This is a genomic window from Novipirellula methanifontis, from assembly GCF_052161655.1.
Lineage (GTDB): Bacteria > Planctomycetota > Planctomycetia > Pirellulales > Pirellulaceae > Novipirellula.
In genome coordinates, this window is the sequence record NZ_CP197418.1 from 3767216 (window position 1) to 3784764 (window position 17549).

Here is a 17549-nt window from a genome sequence, read left to right on the forward strand (position 1 = left end):
TGACAAGTCCCCCGTTCCTTGAGGTACTTAAGTACGTGGTCTTGGCAAAATGATTACGTGGCAAAATGATTTCATGGGTCGAGGTGGTTTTGGTTTTAAATCATTTTGCCCCGCAATCATTTTGCCAGATCTCGGTGCAGTAAGTTGTGCTGCGTAGGTGTCATGTTTGCGGGTTTGGCAAAATGATTTTTTAGGGTCGACTCCTTTATTCTTCGACACACATTTCTACCGGCATCTCACGTTCGAGCTTGGCGATCTTGCGACGAACTGCTTTCGCTTCCTTCTCAAGCTCATCGAGCTGGGCGTTTAACTTCATGAGCGAGCGCTCGGGCGACGGCCGCAGGACCCGTTCAAGCATGTCCAAAAGCACCAACGCACGCACGGCCTTCAGTGCCGTTCCCCGCAAACGATACATCCGTGCGACTTGGTTGATCTGAGACAGTCGCACCATCTTGGTGATTCCGGTGGCTCGCAAAAACTGCAGCGAACGCAGGAATGAAACCAAAGGCAATAAAATGATTGCCAGATCCAGCCAATGCGTTTTACAGTAAGCGATTTTCTTTTCTGCTACCGAAACCATCAGGATGAACTCGGCGGCAAAACAAAACCAAATCGCGCCGGTGCTGAAGTGCAACGCAAACCGCAGCCAATCGTACTGGGCGACTTGGTTCTTCAACAGCAATTCGATCAGCAACACGGGCATGATCAGCAAAGCGATCCAGATCATTGGCAAGCTGAAGTACCGCTCCAGTCGCCGACGCAACCGAGCATCCGCCTTGCGCCACCCCATGGTCGGTAGCCAAATACGGTTTCCCATCTCGGCACTGCGTGCGCACATTCGCAATGAAGGGCAAATGCAAAACACAAACGAGTAGAAATGCGTCCAGCGGGACTCGGCGTCCCAGGGCCGGGTGTACCAATGGTAGATCGATTCGGCGATCACGATCGGCCAAATTAGCAGCATTAGAGCAATGGCCGCGACTTCGGTTCGGCTGATCGGCGGCAACGTGTACGCGATCACCGTCTCGTCGGTAACCGGATCGCGAATCAAAGTTTCCTCTAAATTGGGCACATCAACCCACAGCACCACCAAAACCGATTGGCAGACCAAAAAAGCAAGCGAAATCCAAAACATCGCAGGCGCAGAGTGAGCTGCGATCCGGTGAGCGAGGTTATGGTGTCGGTTGGGCATAGTGTGATTAACGGGATTTGAGTGTTTTTTGCTCCACCATAGTAAGGCATCAGGACACGGATTTCAGGGCGCTAAGGAAATTGGTTATCAGCGGTGCGATTGGTCTTCTGTTGCGTCGTCAATTTTGTCACCTCTCCCAAACGCAGTTTGGGAGAGGACGAGCAGAGCCTCTAGCGATGCTCGGGTGAGGGCCGGCCGAGCAAGCTGAGGCCACTGGAAGCTAAGTTGCGCAGTCGGCCCTCACCCGAACGAGGCCTGAACGGTCCGTCCGACCTCTCCCCGCTTCGCCGGGAGAGGCGACAGAAAATTTGCACGACCAAAATCCACCCGCCTAATACCAAACTGGATGGCATTCGCCTTGCGCCACAACGTTAAGGAATATTGCTCCACTGGATTCCGAATTTTGCTAGATATTTTCGCAGCCGATCAGCATCATTCGCTTTTTGCTTGGATTGCCGCGAGACCTGAAATAGTTCGCGACCGGCTGCGGATAGCGAAGGGGATTGCGAGCAAACCATGATCACTTCGGCAAGTGCGGCTTGATCAAATCGATCGAGCTGGGCAATTTGAGCCCCGTCCAGTACGGTTCGCAAAGTCGCGGCATGGCTATCGGGTTTTTCCGAGCCTCGCCAACTGCACCTTAGCCGCGAGATTTCTTCGTCCACCATGTCGGCCGTAATGCGTCCGCCCGGCGACAGCGTTGCCATTCTTGTGATCGCCGCATTTAGATCGCGAAAATTGGCCTTCCAAAGCGTCGATGGATCATGAGCAAACTCAATAAACTTTTTACGAGCTTCCTTGTTGAACGTCACCTTGCGTCCATGAGTCGTGGTGAACTTTTGTAATTCAAATTCAATGTTGGGGTCGATGTCGTCGCGACGTTGGGCCAATCCTGGCAACGCGAACGACCACAGGTTGATACGGGCAAGAAGGTCTTCGCGAAAATTGCCATTGCCGACTTCTTGATGCAAATCACGGTTGGTGCCTGCGATCAATTGAAAATCGCTCGACGTCGCCTCATCCGATCCCACTGCGAGAAAAGTCTTCTCTTCGATCGCGCGTAGCAACATCGCTTGCTCGTCGGCCCCCAGTTCGCCAATCTCATCCAAAAATAACACGCCTTGGTCAGCTGATTTCAGCAATCCAGCACGTACAGCTGCTGCTCCAGTGAACGCGCCTTTCACATGACCAAACAAAGTTGACATCGCTTGTTCGCCGCGTATCGTGGCACAATTCACCTCGACCAACGGGCCGGCAACTTGTTGACGATGTCGTTTCAGTGCAAAGATGCGTTGAGCGAGTTGCGACTTGCCTGCTCCCGTTGGCCCGCTCAACAAGATCGGCGCACGCGTTGCCAGCGACACTTGTTCGATCCGTTCGATCAATTGATTGAAGGCTTTGTTTCGTGTCTCGATCCCCGACTTTAGAAACGACAATCCTTCTTGGTGTTCGGCCTGAAACCGGCTGGCCAATTGATCGTACCGCGATAAATCCAAATCGATCACGCTGTAGACCCCGCGAGGATCTTTGCCGCTACGATTCGGTGGTGAGGTCTGCAGAAGCGCGGCGGGCAGGTGACGCGACTCGGTCAACAAGAACAAGCAAATCTGTGCAACGTGAGTGCCGGTGGTGATGTGGGCGAGGTATTCTTCGTTATCGCTGTCGAACGAATAGTCGCGAGTGAATTGATGCAGCAACGCATAGACCTCTTCGAAATCCCAAGGGTCACGAAGCTGGTTCCAGTGCAGACGCACCTTCGTTTCGGGAGAGACCGAGCGGATGTCGGCGACCACACTCTCGGCCAAGTTCTCGTGCCGTCGGTCGCACAGCAGTTCGAAACGATCGACGATCAAATCGGGCTGCTGACACACGGCGATACTGGGACGCCAACCTGACCAGCGATCACCCCGCTTGGCAGGTTGATCCAATTGGGTGCCGAGAAAACCGATAACGACGCGTGATTTATGCATAGACAGAATTATAAGTCACGCGACAGGTGGAGAAATATGGCGGATCTGTTTTTATGTGCTAAAAAGATCGCTGTGTTACTAAGTCGTTATGTGGCAACGGTTTAGGGTTGTGTTTGCATGGTTTGGCACGCGTTGTGCAAAGTAAACCAATTCAAGCAAAGGCTGGGAGCGTGCTTCCGACTTTGTCCCGAATTTTTTCAGCCAGTCACATTACCGATAAACTGGCTCGCCCGTTCACTCGAATCAAAGGCATCGCAATGCATACGACGCTTCACAAGCCTGCACAGACCAAAATGATCGCGACCGGGGAAGCGACCGCGATCTTGCCGACCGAAACAACTGCTCCGATCAAAGTGATTGGAACTGAGGCGATTCGCGATACGTTCGATGACGTTTGTTTGCAGCAAGCGATCAATTCGCGGCTCGCTCCCGGCGTGACCGATGTTGTGCTTAATCCTGATGCCCATCTCGGTTACGGAGCACCGGTGGGATGTGTGATGGTATCGCCCACGCACATTTACCCAGGACCCGTGGGAGTGGACATCAAATGTTCGATGAGTTTGTTGCAATTGGATATCCCTGCGGACGTCATCGAGGACCGGCAAACACGACGTGCACTGATCTCGGCCATTTGTCAACGCACTCCGACCGGAGCAGGCAAAGGACAGCGAAGTGCAAAGAAGTCGCGTCCCGTGAACCGCACGTTGGGTAAGCAACTTGTTGTCGAAGGAGCAAGCGAAAGCGTTTGTCAGCAACTTGGCATTCCGACCAGCTGGGCGGAGCGATGTGAAGATTCGTTCCACCTTGGGCATGATGAAACCCGCGATGCGTTGGGAAATCGTTTGGAGGTTCTGCTTGCTCAGCGGCACATGAGCAATTTTTCGGACAAGATGAGCCAGTTGGGTTCGTACGGCGGAGGAAACCATTTCGGTGAATGCGAAGTGGTTCACGTCGGGGACGATGACCGTTCGCGTTCGGTGGCCGAAACGTTTGGGCTGCACGATGGAAAGGTCGCGTTTTTGTCGCACTGTGGATCGCGAGGTTTCGGACACAACTTGGCATCGGGCCAGTTCAAGACGTTGCAAAACAAGTTCGCTCAGTGGGATATTCCACTGCCGGCCGGAGATCGCCAATTGGTTTACGCGCCGCTGGGAACAAGCGAAGCCGACAACTATTTGGACGACATGGCGCTGGGAGCAAATTTTGCCACCGCGAACCACTTGTTGATCAATGCTCTCGTACTAGAGGCGTTTCAAGAAGTATTGCCGGGAACGACGGGATCGTTAGTTTATTTCATCAGTCACAATATTGCACGCAAGGAGATCATGGATAATCGGCCGACATGGGTGCATCGCAAGGGAGCGACACGCGCGTTTCCCGCAGGGCATTACGCTTTGCGTGAGACACCATTTGCCGATACCGGACACCCGATTCTGTTGCCGGGGAATCCTCGTGATGGATCGGCGGTGATGGTGGCGGATGCAGGAGCCGAGCAGGCGTGTTTTAGTGTAAATCACGGCGCCGGCCGTACGCTCGGGCGACGTCATGCCAATCGCGTTCTGGATCAAGCGACGATTGACGAGGAATTCGAACAGCACGATATCCTCAGCAATTGCCGGTTTTATCCCAAGGATGAAGCTCCGGCGGCGTACAAGGATTTCGAGGAAGTGCTGCGATCGGTAAAGACCGCTGGGTTGGCGAGCGAAGTGGCTCGCTTGAAGGCACGTTTCGTGATTAAGGATTCGAGTAAAGCGGATGATTGAAATTGATGGATCTCAGGGCGAGGGCGGCGGACAAATCCTCCGCTCCTCGCTCGCGCTTGCCGCGGTGACAAAGCTGCCGATTCGGATCGTCAATATTCGAGCCGGCCGCCGGAAACCAGGGCTGATGCGACAACACCTCACGTCGGTGCGAGCCGTAGGCACGGTTTGTAATGCGGTGATCGAAGGTGATGCGATCGGATCGCAAAAGATCACGTTCGAGCCAAATGAATCCAGTGGTGGCGAGTTCGACTTCAAAGTCGGCACGGCAGGCAGCGCGGTGTTGGTCGCGCAAACCGTTTTGCCGGCTCTGATGCTCGCGGATCATCCGTCGAAGGTGACTTTCGAAGGAGGCACTCATAATCCAGCGGCACCACCGTTGGACTTTTTCCAGCATTCGTTTTTGCCGCAGTTGGCCAAAATGGGAGTCGCTAGCGAAGTTGAAATCGAAGCCTATGGTTTTTATCCCGCTGGCGGCGGAAAGTTTCAGTTGACGATCACTCCCTGTCGCAGCTTAAAGGGGCTAACGTTGATCGAGTGTGACGAGAAGGCGTCGCCTCGCGTGACCGCGATCGTTTCGGCGATTCCCAAGTCGGTGGGGCAGCGTGAATGTGATACGATCCAGCGAAAAACAAAATGGGACTCCGACTGCTTTCACGTTCATGAAGTGTCGCAACCGCGTGGCCCCGGCAACGTGGTGATGATCCAGTGGTCAACACCGAGTGTGACCGAAACATTCACCGGGTTTGGCAGAGTGGGCGTCAAGGCAGAGCACATCGCACGAGGCGTACTGCGACAAACGCGAGCCCACATTGCTAGAGCGGTCCCAGTCGGCGAACATTTGGCCGATCAGCTGATGTTGCCAATGGGATTGGCGGCCATGCAGGGACTTAACAGTGAATTTCGCAGCGGGCCGTTGTCGATGCACAGCAAGACACACCTCGATGTGCTAAAGATCTTTTTGGACATCAAGGTGGACATCCAAGAGGACGACGAAAGCGGAGCGGTGACGGTCCGCTTCGGACCGCGTGGGTAGTGCTTCGTCCAGTCTAAAACCCAGGGTTTTTAATGTAGTGGAGCTTGCTAAAGCTCCCTGAATTGTAGTGGAGCTTGCTAAAGCTCCCTTTTTCTTGGGTGTGGAAGGATCTTTTGCAAGATCCACTACCCCAAAATCAAAGACTGATAAAGCAGTAAGTTTTTGGCGAAGAGTTGCCGTCGGCTCACCCCGTCCACGCCATTGCGGACATTTTCGGACGGAAGCAAAAACTCGTAGACGTGAACCCGCAGAGTCATGCCTACGAATATAGGAGATTCACCGACATCCATTACCCGCATTGGCGGCGGCAGCTTAAGGTCCGATGCGAGAGTTTTGAAGTTGCGCTAGCCCAGCCCAACAGTGCCTGTCATTACCCACATCTTCAGTCGCGATAGCGACGACAGCAGTGAGCATGATTTCCTCGCGGCTTACGAAGTGGGCTTTTCACGACGCATCCATCTGAACGCTCTTGCAGCCTTCAGACAATGACAAAATTCAATTACCGCACAGTGACCAGCAACGCCAAGAAGCCCAATCCAAACATAGCCACGCCAACATTAATTGCCACCGGATGCGACCCCAAAGTCGTCCAGATACATACGCCGCCGATCATGGAAGCGAGACCTGCAAACAGCGTAAATTCGAACATGATCGAAGATCGACACTTTTTCTGTGAGGTGTTCTCCAATTTCGGTGGGGTGTACGGATTCATTCATTCGCCCAGATTCTTTGGTCGATCTAATCTTGATTCAACAGCATGATTGACAATCAAGCTGGTTTGGTCGAAGTCATCAATATTATCACTTTGGACGCGATGCATCTTTATCCTCGTATACGTTGAGGGGCATGGAGGTGCAGAAACAAGGACAAGGCTAAATCGCATTTGCTACCGCGACTCGGGTGCAGTCGGCTGGTCGCTACGTTCTTTGAACTCAGGTTCATTTTCCGCTGGAAACGGGGTTCGCACGGTAATCCTTGGCGGCAGTGTGTCAAGTATCGCAATTTCGTTCGGAAGCATGACCTGCTCGAAATGTACTTGCGTCAAATTGGGGAACTCCGACAGCATTCGCAGCGACTCAGTAGATAACTGTGCCATTTCGAATCCCAGTCGTTCAATCGGCAAAAGACGTGCATTTTCAACTATATAGTCGGCTCCGCGCGTATCGTAGCAGTAAAGTGATTTCAGATTGGTGAATTTCGAAACATGCCGAGCGTCTGCAGCGGTGATCTCGGTCATCGAGAAATTAAGTTCGGAGAGGTTTGAAACGCAGTCAGCATCATTCGCAAGCATCGACAATAGTTTTGGGGCCATTATTGACGCCCAATGATCGCCGTTCTTGACACGATCAAACGTTTCTTGACGCCATTCGGCGTTTGAGCGTTCGATGGAACGTCGCTGCTTTTCCCGTACGTATGGAATTCCAATGGGTAGAAAAGCTGCGAAGGCAGCAGCGCCCACAAGGAAGACGAGACAGCCACGCGACAGAACCGACTTAGTCTCGGCGGTGTTTTGTTCGATCATGTTTTGAGGTGCGAGCGACAGGGGGCAGCTAGTGGTGGGGAATACCTGTAAGTGGTCAATAGCAGCGACGACCGCCGCTTCCTCACACCCCATGTTACCCCACGCGGTTTTCGACGGGGGCGTGACGTGCGAAACGTCGGCCAATGCCGCGCCAGCCAAGGGTATACAAGGAACCGAGTACCCATTGCACGTACGTGTTGCTGTTAGGGCCTGGGAAAACCCGGTATTGATTTCGCCAGGGATAGGTGTCGGGCGTGGATTCAATGCGTGTCGCCAGAGAGGCCCCTTCTTCGCCGTTCCACCGTGTAATCATGCGTCCGGCACCGTTGCCTACGCCCGCCTCAGGGGGTAGCAAGTTGCAGTGCAAATACTGCCATGAAGTATCGCATTCGTTTGGCGTCTGCCAAACCTCCCAGCGGTCACGTGAGCCGGGCCGGCTAACGACAAACCAATGATGCTCTGCAAATCGACCAATCCACGGAATCCGAGCCGTCCATAAATCCACTGCAATGTCTAAGTCAGGGTTGAACATCGTTGCTTGGGGGAAATCCGGGTTGCTTGGGGAAAATCCGGCGGGCAAACATGAAAAGAAAACCAACGAGGAGAAACACGAAACTAATATACGTAACAATCCATTCGTTCGGCGGTGCGACGGTAACGAAGTGTGAGATAAACGAACAGACGAAGGACAGGACCCCCAGGATCCACAAGATCGGCACCCACGGTCGCGCTGCCCCCACAGGCATCGCTTCGTTGCGAGAAGTCTCGGATGGTGGAGCGTATGGATTGTGAATCAAGTGAATGAATCTGTGTGAGGCGAGTAAGACATTTCTCGGACCACCGGCCGGTGGAATTAGCGTGTCATCTATCGCACAACTCGCTAATGGATCGTTAGGTGGCGGCGCCCGGAGGATCGCTCTCACAGAATTTTTTCAAGCTTTGCATCTCCAGTTCGCTGGCTTTGCTGTGCGAGCGTTTCATCATCCATCCGAACAACATCATGAACAAACGAAAGAAACGCTTTCCGGTGACCTTGGCTCGCTGGGTCACTCGCGTGCGTCCCGCCAGATCCTCGAAAATGTATTCCGCTTCTATATCAAACTGCGGCCCCGTCATCTGAATCGTGTGGATATTGGGCGGTTCATGGCGGGTGACGACGCCTGCGAATTCCATCCGCTGGCCATGGTCCTCTGTTACTGTGCGAAACGTTGTACCGACTCCGTCTGGATGCGCCTCGATCACTTCGTCTTCGATCACAATGATGCTCCACTGTGCTACGTGGTCAATCGTGAGCCGGAAAACGTCATCTATTTTGCGATCGATCACGACACTCGTTGAATTCTGCATGGCTGACTTTCTTGTGTCGTTGTTTTTACTAATGATGGGGTTCGCGTTGCAGGATAGGCTCGCCGCCTGTCGAGGCAGTAAGTTTTTTTTCGTAGCGAAACTCGCCAACCGTTTCGGGTGGTGCGAGGGTGGACGAATGTCTTCGCGACTTTCGCTGCAAGAGAAGCCAATCTCACTTTGTTTATCGATATCCCTCGCGAGGCAACATGTCATCTGCCGACGTGTTAGTGAACGCGGTGGTAGATCGTCTCGACGGCTTTGGCCTCCATACCTTCAGGGTGAACATTGTATGCGGTGATCATTAGATGATCGTCGTCATGCGATTCGAATTCCGTTTTCCAGCCCCACTTGGCGTGGTTCACGGCAACGTCGTACTCACCGAACACACAAAAGCCATGCTTGGACGCTGGACCCTGCGAAAACATGATCGCGGCATTCATGTGAAAGTCATCAATCCAAGAGCATTGGAAGGTTTCCAAGATCGCGTTGAAGGCGATCAACTCTTCGCCACTTCGCGACTTTCCTTGAATCGAACTTTGGTAGGTGTGACGCAGGAAGCAGCCTTCGAGTACCTTGGTGATCTCGCCTCGGATCGGCGATTCATCAGCGATCTTGCCAGGCTGAAACCAAGTTCGAGAAATGCCTTCCCACTTTCCCACCATCTTTGCAAACAAAATTTTGTGAGGCATGCGAGTCTCCTTGGATCAGATTGACAGACCGTTGCTTGATCGATCACTGCGAGTGTCCATCGCAATCGCAATGACGGATGATGAGATCGTCACCTTCGTAAAGTACCGATGGCCGTAGTGTGAGCCGACGGAACTTAACGTTTTTGGCGCCATCACCGTCGGCTCAGGTCAATTTGCCGAATGACTGACCTGTTCTAAAGCATAGCGTACGCCGCGGCGAATATCGATCAAAAGAAAGTCTGTGTTCACAAGACGGGACGGTTTTGCAAAACCGTCCCGCAGGCATGGGCACAGCACTTGCCGCGTTTGAACAACGCGAGAAGTACCCCCTAAGGGATTCGAACCCCTGTTTCCGGACTGAGAGCCCGGCGTCCTGGGCCGCTAGACGAAGGGGGCGACGGAAGCGGGACAGGCAGCAATCAGAATGCCGACGCGATTTTTCCCGCTCCTGTGACCGGATTAGACTTGGCCTGCCTTGTGAACGACCTTGTCGATCAAGCCGTATTCGCATGCTTCGTCTGCGGACATGAAGCGATCGCGATCGGTGTCCTCCTCGATCTTTTCAAGCGAGTGACCTGTGTGTTCGATCATCAACTCGTTCATCCGCTGCTTGATCCGACGCAATTCTTCGACGTGAATTTCGACTTCACGTGCGGTTCCCTGCATCCCGGCAAGCGGTTGGTGGATCATGATACGAGCATTAGGAAGGGCATGTCGCTTCCCTTTGGCTCCCGCGGTCAACAGGGCGGCTCCCATCGATGCGGCTTGGCCGATGCAGTACGTTGCAACGTCACACGAGACGAATTGCATCGTATCGTAGATCGCCATCCCTGCGGTGATGCTGCCACCGGGGCTGTTGATGTACATGTGGATATCGGCTTTGGGGTCATCCGATTGCAGGAACAACATCTGTGCGACTAAAGAGTTTGAAATCTGATCGTCGACTTGTTGGCCGAGGAAGATGATCCGGTCTTTTAGCAGTCGGCTGTAGATGTCATAGACGCGTTCTTCGCGGCCGCTTTTTTCGACAACGTAAGGAATGATTGGCATGCTTATAAACTTTCGACGGTGTGGGTACGGTTGGATTCAGATAAAAAGACGACGTCTTAAGAACGAGATTCGATCGTCTCGTTAAGCAGACTATTTTTTGTCGTCGTCATCGTTTTCGTCTTCCGGCGGCTTGACCAAAATATCGTCGACAAGCCCGTATGCCTTCGCTTCTTCGGCGCCGAGGAAGAAATCGCGGTCGGTATCCTTGGCGATCTTTTCCACCGATTGATTGCTGTGCTTGCTGATGATGTTGTTCAAAACATCGCGATAGCGGAACATCTCAGCGGCTTGAATCTCAATATCGCTGACTTGGCCGCCCACGCCGCCCATCGGCTGATGCATCATCACGCGGCTGTTGGGCAAACAGAATCGCTTGCCATGCGAGCCACCGACAAGTAATACTGCGGCACCGCTACAGGCTTCGCCGACACAATATGTGGCGACGGGACACGACAACATCTGCATCGTGTCGTAGATCGCCAACGTGGCGGTGACCGATCCGCCTGGTGAATTGATGTAAAAGTGGATGTCCTTGCGACGGTTTTCGCTCTGCAGATAAAGCAGTTTCATCACGACGTCGTTGGCGTTGGCATAGTGGATCTCGCCTTGGAGAAACACGATCCGGTTTTCCAAAAGCAAATCGCCAAGGGTCAGTTGACGCTGACGCTGATAGCTCTGGTACGAGTGGCTATTGGAAAGTTCGTGAAGGGGGGAATGGTTCATGCAATCTCTTTCAGTGCAGTGAGGGGTTCGCCGTGATTTCCGTGACGTGACCCCGGTGACTTCTACTTAGTTGAAGACGAGTCAGGATGTCTCGCGTCCTAGTGTTCGTGATTATTGCCGAGATGGCAAGACGGGTTGCCAAACCGCCGTGGATTGAGGGCCGATATTCGCCAATCGTGGGAAATTCGCAATGCTAGCGAAACGACACCGCCTCGGGCCCCTTTGCAGGCGACTCGAGGCGGTAAATGGACTATCGGGGCAGCCGCTACAAGGTAAACGGCGTGGTTTTGGCCACGGGCGAGCCGAATGGGCCGCCAGCGGGGGCGTTTTACTTCGCCTCGAGCGTGTTCACATAGACCTTCATCGAATGACAAGGCATATCAATCGCCCAATTGCTTGGCGGCATAGGGCCGTTCAGCTTGGGGTAAACATCCTTGGGTGATTCGCCAGCGGTATCGACAAACAGGTTCCACTTCATTCCACGTCCCATTTCGGGCAGCATGAATTCGCGGTCTTGTCCGGTACTATTGAACATCATCACCACGTCGCGGCCAACGCCCTCGGTATCATCCCGGCGGCTCGGGGCTGCGATATACGCAACCATCGCCAATTCGTGTTGTCCCCAATCCAACGGATTGCCGTTGGCCGAGTACCACGAGACGTCCGGAATCGAGCGGCCGTCGACAGGTTGCCCGGTTAGGAATTCGCGTCGACGCACGGTCGGCTGAGCCTTGCGGAACTCGATCAGGGATTTGACAAAGCGAACCAAGTCGGCATTCTTGTCGACCAATCGCCAATCAAACCAACTGATGTCGTTGTCTTGGCAATAGGCGTTGTTGTTGCCTTTCTGAGTCCGTCGGCATTCATCACCGCTGACCAGCATCGGCACGCCTTGGCTGAGCAGCAATGTGGTCAACATGTTGCGAAGTTGGCGGTCACGGATCGTCCGTACCCCCTTCTTTCGCGTCGGGCCTTCCTCGCCGTAGTTATCGCTGATGTTGTGGTTGTCGCCGTCGCGTCCATCTTCACCATTGGCCATGTTGTGTTTCTCTTTGTACGACACCAAGTCGTTCATCGTGAAACCATCGTGGCTGGTGATAAAGTTGATACTGCAGTGAGGTGGTCGCCCCGCATGCTCGTACAAATCGCTACTGCCGGCCAAACGGGTTGCCAATGCACCCAGCGTTCCGCCATCACCACGCCAGAAACCACGCACGTCGTCGCGATAGCGTCCGTTCCATTCGGCCCAGCGGTGGTTGCCAAACGAACCGACCTGGTACGCTCCGGCAGCATCCCATGCTTCCGCGATCACTTTCGTGTTCGCAAGCATCGGATCTTCGGCAATCATCTCGACCATCGGCGGGTTTGGAATCAAGTTCCCCTTGGTGTCCCGACTGAGGATACTCGCCAAGTCGAAACGGAATCCGTCGATATGGTAGTTGTAAACCCAGTGACGCAAACAGTGGAAAATCATCTCACGCACAACAGGATGGTTCCCATTGAGCGTGTTACCGCAACCCGAGTAATTCGAGTAGTGCTGGCCTTCGCTGAGAATGTAATAGACTTGGTTCTCGAGTCCTTTGAAGGACAGTGTCGGGCCTTGTTCGTTGCCTTCGCATGTATGGTTAAACACGACGTCAAGGATGACTTCGATTCCCGCTGCGTGCAGCGCCTTGACCATTTGCTTGAACTCGTTGACCTGAGCCCCCGGTTCTTTGCCATGCGCGTAACCACGGTGAGGCGAGAAGAACGCCATCGGGTCATAACCCCAATAGTTCGCTCGCTCCAGTTTTTTGCCGTGCGGATCACGAATCGGAAACTCGTTGATCGGCATCAGTTCGACTGCGGTGATCCCCAACGACTTGAGGTAAGGAATCTTGTCGATTACCCCAAGGTAGCTGCCCTTCGATTTGACTTTCGCCGTTCGGCTTTTGGTGAACCCACGAACGTGCATCTCATAGATCACCGTCTCGCTCATATCGTGACGGAGGTGGCGATCGCCTTCCCAGTCAAACGTGTCTTCGATGACGACACATTTCGGAGGACGCACCACGCCATCGTTGTTGGTCAAGTAGGTGCCCGCGAGTGCTTGCGCATACGGATCGATCAATCGTGCCGAAGGGTCAAAGCGTTGTCCGTGCTCGGGATCCCAAGGGCCGCTCGCTTGGTAGTGGTAAAGTTGCCCGTGTGCGAGGCCTGGAACATGCATGCTCCAGATATCGCCACGACGATCCTTGATAGGATCAAACTCGATTACTTCGCTCGGTTCGCGATCGTTAACTTTGTTGTAAAGCAGCAATCGCATCGCGGTCGCTGAACGACTAAACACCGAAAACTGAACGCCCGTGTCCTGCAGTGTCGAGCCGTAGGGGGCATGGTAAGCAAATTGCTGTTCGGGGCACGGCTGTTTCATGAGCATATTGCAGGTTCCTCTATCAAAAAATGCTAAACGCTTTATAGATCGCAATGAAAAAGTAGGCCCCCTGGCCTCGAATAATTGGGCTTACTCAACCCAGACGCTACACCTTGCTGCGTCCGTTTGAGTCATGTTGGGGTCGCTAATTCACTGCTTCCAAAGTGCTCTATCGTGTGTCTGTGGTGTCGGCGATGACCTTACATTCCGAACAAGTCCCCGTTCCTCAAGCAGCGGGGGCTTAGGCGGAAAAATCGGTCCAGGTCGCTAACAAATCAAACCTACCACGCGTCTACATGCATGCCGGGGAAAGACGAATAGCGTCTAACAATTACCGACCTAGCCATGCGTCAGGCGCCGTCTAGCGATTCCGTAACAAAGAAACCTCCCAGGTGATTTGGAGAAACGTTGATGATTAGTGTGAAGAATCATAGTCGATATGCGATGCTGCGAGCACCGAGGGGCCATGCTTAGGCTCCCCATCTGGTTCTAAGGTCAACCGCCGCCCTTTATCGCCCCCTGAACGGAGCCTTCCTGATACCTGTGATGGTTTGCTAATAATCACTTTCGCCTGCTGAATGGGTCATTTTCATAGCCGAAATCCTCTGTAATCAAAATTCTTGCCCGGTCAGCCACGCTTTCTCAGCAAAAGAGTAGGGGCGGTCTTCTGCCAAAACGCCTCGTTTGAACGCTCGCCCGACGGTGGATCCTGATCATCTCTCGCAGGTCATGATGGAAGAGTCGTCCGGACACAATTTGATGCTCTTGACAACCCACTTTCCGGCCTCGACAGAAGACCGTTGAAAACGGCTCGTAAACTCCAAATCACTCCAGCCAGGGGGATGTCGAGTTACTTGCAAAGACCAGTTTTTTCAATAGCGGCAAGCCGCACTGCCGTTGGATCTGCCGTGCGGAAAACGAATTGCCATTAACGAAGTGGGGGGTGAAACGATGGCGTACGGGGGTACACCAGAACCCTCTTGGTGCAGATTTTCTGTGCTTTTCGCCTACTCATTCGACTTTTAAAGCTCCGGGTACCTAGAGTGGTGGTGATGGATTCGGAAAACAGAAGATGACGCGGTAAATCAAAATGTCGTCCCCCCCAAATCGCTGGCGGGATCAACCCAATTCGTGTTCAATCGAGGAGCGCCCCCCTTCCCCCCGTCTTTTTTGCATTAATAATAGGGGGGCACTTCAGTAGCCGAACGAGTTGAGGCACGCTGTAATCTGTGATGAAGGTGAAGTGAACTACGCAGTGAGTTTTCGCTTTACCGAAACAATCGGAGAACCCGAAAATGCGGCATTTGCAATGCATTTTCGCGACTCATTACACCCACCAGCACAAGCGGACACGTCATTTGCTGTTGGGCGGTATTGTTTCCGAAAGTGAGTAGAATTGATAAAGTACTCACTAAAAGAACCGAATTATTGATTCGATTGGCCACATTGGCGGATTGCTGGAGTAAATCACCATCCTGCGTAAGGGTTGGCACCCGAATAGAGTAAGCCTTATGGCGAACTTCACTAAAGAGGTACTCCGGCCACGCTTGACGTGGTGGGATAATTAAGAAACTGCGTCAACGCATCTCTCGTCTACTTTCAGGAATAAGAAAATGTCAAAGAAGCTATTAATTGTTGATGACCACGAAATCATTCGCGTGGGTATTGCCCTGCTACTTGAGGGGACCGATATCCAGGTCGCTGGAGAAGCCACGACCGCTGCGGAGGCATTGAGCCAAGTCGACGCGATTAAGCCCGACGTGGTGCTGCTGGACATCCGCATGGAAGGTGGCGATGGATTGAACGCTCTTGGACGAATCAAACTCGATCACCCCGATCTTCCGATCGTGCTGTTCTCGGCCTACGACAACCCGACCTACATCGCTCGTGCGGTTGCACTTGGTGCAGCTGGGTTCGTGTTGAAGTCGGCCAGTCGCGAGCGTTTGACCGAAGCACTGAAGCTTGCCGTTTCAGGCGAATCGGCATGGACACGCGAAGAACTGCGACGCGTCACCGGTGCGTTGGCAACTCCTCGTTTGAGCCAAGACATCGAAGTGCCTTTGACTCAACGTGAAAGCGAAGTTCTTCGTCAAATGGCCCTTGGTTTGACCAACAAAGAAATCGCGAAGATGCTAGGCATCAGCTACGAAACCGTGAAGGAGCATGTGCAACACATCCTTCGCAAGATCGGTGTTAGCGATCGTACACAAGCCGCTGTCTGGGCTGTTCGCAAGAACTTGGTCTAGTGCTGGTGGTTGCGAAGGTGGTCACCACCTTCGCAACCCTACGAGTTAGCTCGTTTTTTTCGCTTCAACCGGCAGAGTGTTCACCTCTTTGCCCGTTTCGTTTGTGCAAACTTTAGGCGACCTGGATTGCGGTGGTCGAATGTCATTGCGACTTCGGCTACATTTTCAGGGATGAAAACCTTAACTGATTTGCACCGTGTCGAACTGAATGTTCGCAGCGAAACTTATGACTATCGAACGCCAATGAAGTTTGGCGGGAGAGTGGTTACTGATGTCACCGTGGTCTCGGTCGACTGTAATGCCGAAACAGCTTCCAGCAATGCTACCGGGCTTGGCTCGATGACGATGGGAGTTGCCTGGGCGTGGCCGGATCCGTCGGTCGGCGACACCGAAAAGCTCGACATCGTTGTTGAACTTCTTAGCCGCATTGCAAAAGCGTACTCCGAAAGCGGAGTCACCGGGCACCCGCTGGATATCTGTCACGAACTGATACCATTGCGTGAGTCGATCGCCAAAGATCTTGCTACCGAGCGGAATCTTGCTTCACCGATTCCCGATCTCGCAGTGCTGCTCGCAGCGTCTCCCGTCGAGGCGGCGTTGTTTGATGCCCACGGCAAAGCGGCGGGACAAAGCAGCTACGCATTATTATCGCAGCCGCATCTGACGCACGACCTAGCTCATTACCTTGGCGAATCCGCTTACCGTGACGTGTGGCTTGGCGATCTGATTTCGGACAAGCCGGTTTCTTCGATGCCGCTGTATCATCTCGTTGGCGCCCTCGATCCGTTGGGCGATGGCGATCTGGATCAGCCCGTCGGAGATGGGATGCCAGAAACGCTTCGCGATTGGATCGTTCGCGATGGCTTGACCCACTTGAAAATCAAACTCAACGGCGACGACTTGGACTGGGACGTCCAGCGTGTAATACGGACGCATCAAGTCGCAATGAGTGTTCGCGAAAAACCGGCGGCTGGTCAGGCTGATTGGGCGTTCTCTCTCGACTTCAACGAAAAGTGCGCGGACGAAGAGTATGTGTTGGCGGTTCTTGAGCGCATCACCCGCGAACAACCCCATGCCTTGCACTGCATTCAGTACATCGAGCAACCGACGCATCGCGATTTGGAACGGTTGCCTGCCATTACGATGCATCGGGTTCGTGAACGGTTGCCAGTGGTGATTGACGAATCGCTGGTGAATCTTCGTTCGCTTCGTACGGCCATCAAGCAAGGGTACAGTGGGATCGCACTGAAAGCATGTAAGGGACATGCTGAAGCATTGTTACTAGGGGCGGTCGCGCGTCACGAGAAGCTGTTTTTGTGCGTTCAGGATCTGACGTGCGTAGGCGCATCGCTGTTGCACTCCGCCTCGTTGGCCGCTCATATTCCGGGGGTTGCCGCGATCGAAAGCAACGGCCGACAATATTCGCCTGCCGCAAATCAGCGATGGATGGCGGAGTTTGGCGAGTTCTTTGAAGTCCGCGGAGGCCAAGTTCCGACGCGAATGCTGTCCGGCCCGGGCCTTGGTTATGGAAACGACCCTGCGTTGTCGCAGTAAGGGCTTCGCGGTCGTAAATGTGGGATAGGCTTCCAGCCTTTTTATAC

At 53.5% G+C, this 17549-nt stretch carries 13 protein-coding genes and 1 tRNA gene; 4 read left to right on the forward strand and 10 right to left on the reverse strand.

The genetic code is table 11. The features are described from left to right. Positions 1 to 205 precede the first annotated feature (205 nt). Both SH528x_RS13205 and rtcR read right to left on the reverse strand, forming a co-directional pair. Positions 206 to 1192: a potassium channel protein gene (locus SH528x_RS13205; RefSeq protein WP_442510989.1), complete on the reverse strand. Its 987-nt coding sequence runs from the start codon at positions 1190 to 1192 to the stop codon at positions 206 to 208. A 371-nt stretch (positions 1193 to 1563) separates the two neighbouring features. Beyond that, entirely contained in the window at positions 1564 to 3162 is a 1599-nt protein-coding gene (gene rtcR / locus SH528x_RS13210) for an RNA repair transcriptional activator RtcR (protein ID WP_442510990.1), read from the reverse strand. 257 nt (positions 3163 to 3419) lie between these two features. On the opposite strand from rtcR, the gene SH528x_RS13215 reads away from it, so the two are divergent. Both SH528x_RS13215 and rtcA read left to right on the forward strand, forming a co-directional pair. Continuing rightward, positions 3420 to 4925, forward strand: a complete 1506-nt coding sequence (locus tag SH528x_RS13215) for an RtcB family protein (RefSeq protein WP_442510991.1) — start codon at positions 3420 to 3422, stop codon at positions 4923 to 4925. Next, positions 4918 to 5958: an RNA 3'-terminal phosphate cyclase gene (rtcA, locus tag SH528x_RS13220; RefSeq protein ID WP_442510992.1), complete on the forward strand. Its 1041-nt coding sequence runs from the start codon at positions 4918 to 4920 to the stop codon at positions 5956 to 5958. The genes SH528x_RS13215 and rtcA overlap by 8 nt, the downstream gene beginning before the upstream one ends. A gap of 886 nt (positions 5959 to 6844) precedes the next feature. Here the strand turns inward: rtcA and SH528x_RS13225 are convergent. The 8 genes from SH528x_RS13225 to glgX all read right to left on the reverse strand — a co-directional run bounded on the left by SH528x_RS13225 (position 6845) and on the right by glgX (position 13708). Then, on the reverse strand, positions 6845 to 7270 hold the full coding sequence (locus SH528x_RS13225) for a hypothetical protein (protein WP_442510993.1): 426 nt from the start codon (positions 7268 to 7270) through the stop codon (positions 6845 to 6847). 304 nt (positions 7271 to 7574) lie between these two features. Next, positions 7575 to 8012, reverse strand: coding sequence for a DUF3750 domain-containing protein (locus tag SH528x_RS13230; protein WP_442510994.1), 438 nt, complete (start codon positions 8010 to 8012; stop codon positions 7575 to 7577). 359 nt (positions 8013 to 8371) lie between these two features. Then, the gene (locus SH528x_RS13235; protein WP_442510995.1) at positions 8372 to 8827 is read right to left on the reverse strand and encodes an SRPBCC family protein; all 456 of its coding nucleotides are present in this window, start codon (positions 8825 to 8827) and stop codon (positions 8372 to 8374) included. Between the two features lie 224 nt (positions 8828 to 9051). Continuing rightward, entirely contained in the window at positions 9052 to 9516 is a 465-nt protein-coding gene (locus tag SH528x_RS13240) for a DUF1579 family protein (RefSeq protein ID WP_442510996.1), read from the reverse strand. 323 nt (positions 9517 to 9839) lie between these two features. Continuing rightward, a tRNA-Glu gene (locus tag SH528x_RS13245) sits at positions 9840 to 9912 on the reverse strand. Positions 9913 to 9975: 63 nt separating this feature from the next. Continuing rightward, entirely contained in the window at positions 9976 to 10566 is a 591-nt protein-coding gene (clpP, locus tag SH528x_RS13250) for an ATP-dependent Clp endopeptidase proteolytic subunit ClpP (RefSeq protein WP_442510997.1), read from the reverse strand. Between the two features lie 90 nt (positions 10567 to 10656). Beyond that, positions 10657 to 11289: a ClpP family protease gene (locus tag SH528x_RS13255; RefSeq protein ID WP_442510998.1), complete on the reverse strand. Its 633-nt coding sequence runs from the start codon at positions 11287 to 11289 to the stop codon at positions 10657 to 10659. 328 nt (positions 11290 to 11617) lie between these two features. Continuing rightward, on the reverse strand, positions 11618 to 13708 hold the full coding sequence (gene glgX, locus SH528x_RS13260) for a glycogen debranching protein GlgX (protein WP_442510999.1): 2091 nt from the start codon (positions 13706 to 13708) through the stop codon (positions 11618 to 11620). Between the two features lie 1607 nt (positions 13709 to 15315). Between glgX and SH528x_RS13265 the strand changes: the two genes are divergently transcribed. Together SH528x_RS13265 and SH528x_RS13270 are read left to right on the forward strand one after the other, a co-directional pair. After that, positions 15316 to 15948, forward strand: a complete 633-nt coding sequence (locus tag SH528x_RS13265) for a response regulator (RefSeq protein WP_442511000.1) — start codon at positions 15316 to 15318, stop codon at positions 15946 to 15948. A gap of 171 nt (positions 15949 to 16119) precedes the next feature. Further along, positions 16120 to 17502: an enolase C-terminal domain-like protein gene (locus tag SH528x_RS13270; protein WP_442511001.1), complete on the forward strand. Its 1383-nt coding sequence runs from the start codon at positions 16120 to 16122 to the stop codon at positions 17500 to 17502. The last annotated feature ends 47 nt before the right edge of the window (positions 17503 to 17549 follow it).

What these genes read in the sequence shown, in the direction of transcription:
- clpP (WP_442510997.1), bottom strand. Translation starts at nt 10,566, where the DNA reads ATGCCAATCATTCCTTACGTTGTCGAAAAAAGCGGCCGCGAAGAACGC.
- glgX (WP_442510999.1), bottom strand. Translation starts at nt 13,708, where the DNA reads ATGCTCATGAAACAGCCGTGCCCCGAACAGCAATTTGCTTACCATGCC.
- rtcR (WP_442510990.1), bottom strand. Translation starts at nt 3,162, where the DNA reads ATGCATAAATCACGCGTCGTTATCGGTTTTCTCGGCACCCAATTGGAT.
- rtcA (WP_442510992.1), top strand. Translation starts at nt 4,918, where the DNA reads ATGATTGAAATTGATGGATCTCAGGGCGAGGGCGGCGGACAAATCCTC.
- SH528x_RS13225 (WP_442510993.1), bottom strand. Translation starts at nt 7,270, where the DNA reads ATGGCCCCAAAACTATTGTCGATGCTTGCGAATGATGCTGACTGCGTT.
- SH528x_RS13215 (WP_442510991.1), top strand. Translation starts at nt 3,420, where the DNA reads ATGCATACGACGCTTCACAAGCCTGCACAGACCAAAATGATCGCGACC.
- SH528x_RS13230 (WP_442510994.1), bottom strand. Translation starts at nt 8,012, where the DNA reads ATGTTCAACCCTGACTTAGACATTGCAGTGGATTTATGGACGGCTCGG.
- SH528x_RS13205 (WP_442510989.1), bottom strand. Translation starts at nt 1,192, where the DNA reads ATGCCCAACCGACACCATAACCTCGCTCACCGGATCGCAGCTCACTCT.
- SH528x_RS13235 (WP_442510995.1), bottom strand. Translation starts at nt 8,827, where the DNA reads ATGCAGAATTCAACGAGTGTCGTGATCGATCGCAAAATAGATGACGTT.
- SH528x_RS13255 (WP_442510998.1), bottom strand. Translation starts at nt 11,289, where the DNA reads ATGAACCATTCCCCCCTTCACGAACTTTCCAATAGCCACTCGTACCAG.
- SH528x_RS13240 (WP_442510996.1), bottom strand. Translation starts at nt 9,516, where the DNA reads ATGCCTCACAAAATTTTGTTTGCAAAGATGGTGGGAAAGTGGGAAGGC.
- SH528x_RS13265 (WP_442511000.1), top strand. Translation starts at nt 15,316, where the DNA reads ATGTCAAAGAAGCTATTAATTGTTGATGACCACGAAATCATTCGCGTG.
- SH528x_RS13270 (WP_442511001.1), top strand. Translation starts at nt 16,120, where the DNA reads ATGAAAACCTTAACTGATTTGCACCGTGTCGAACTGAATGTTCGCAGC.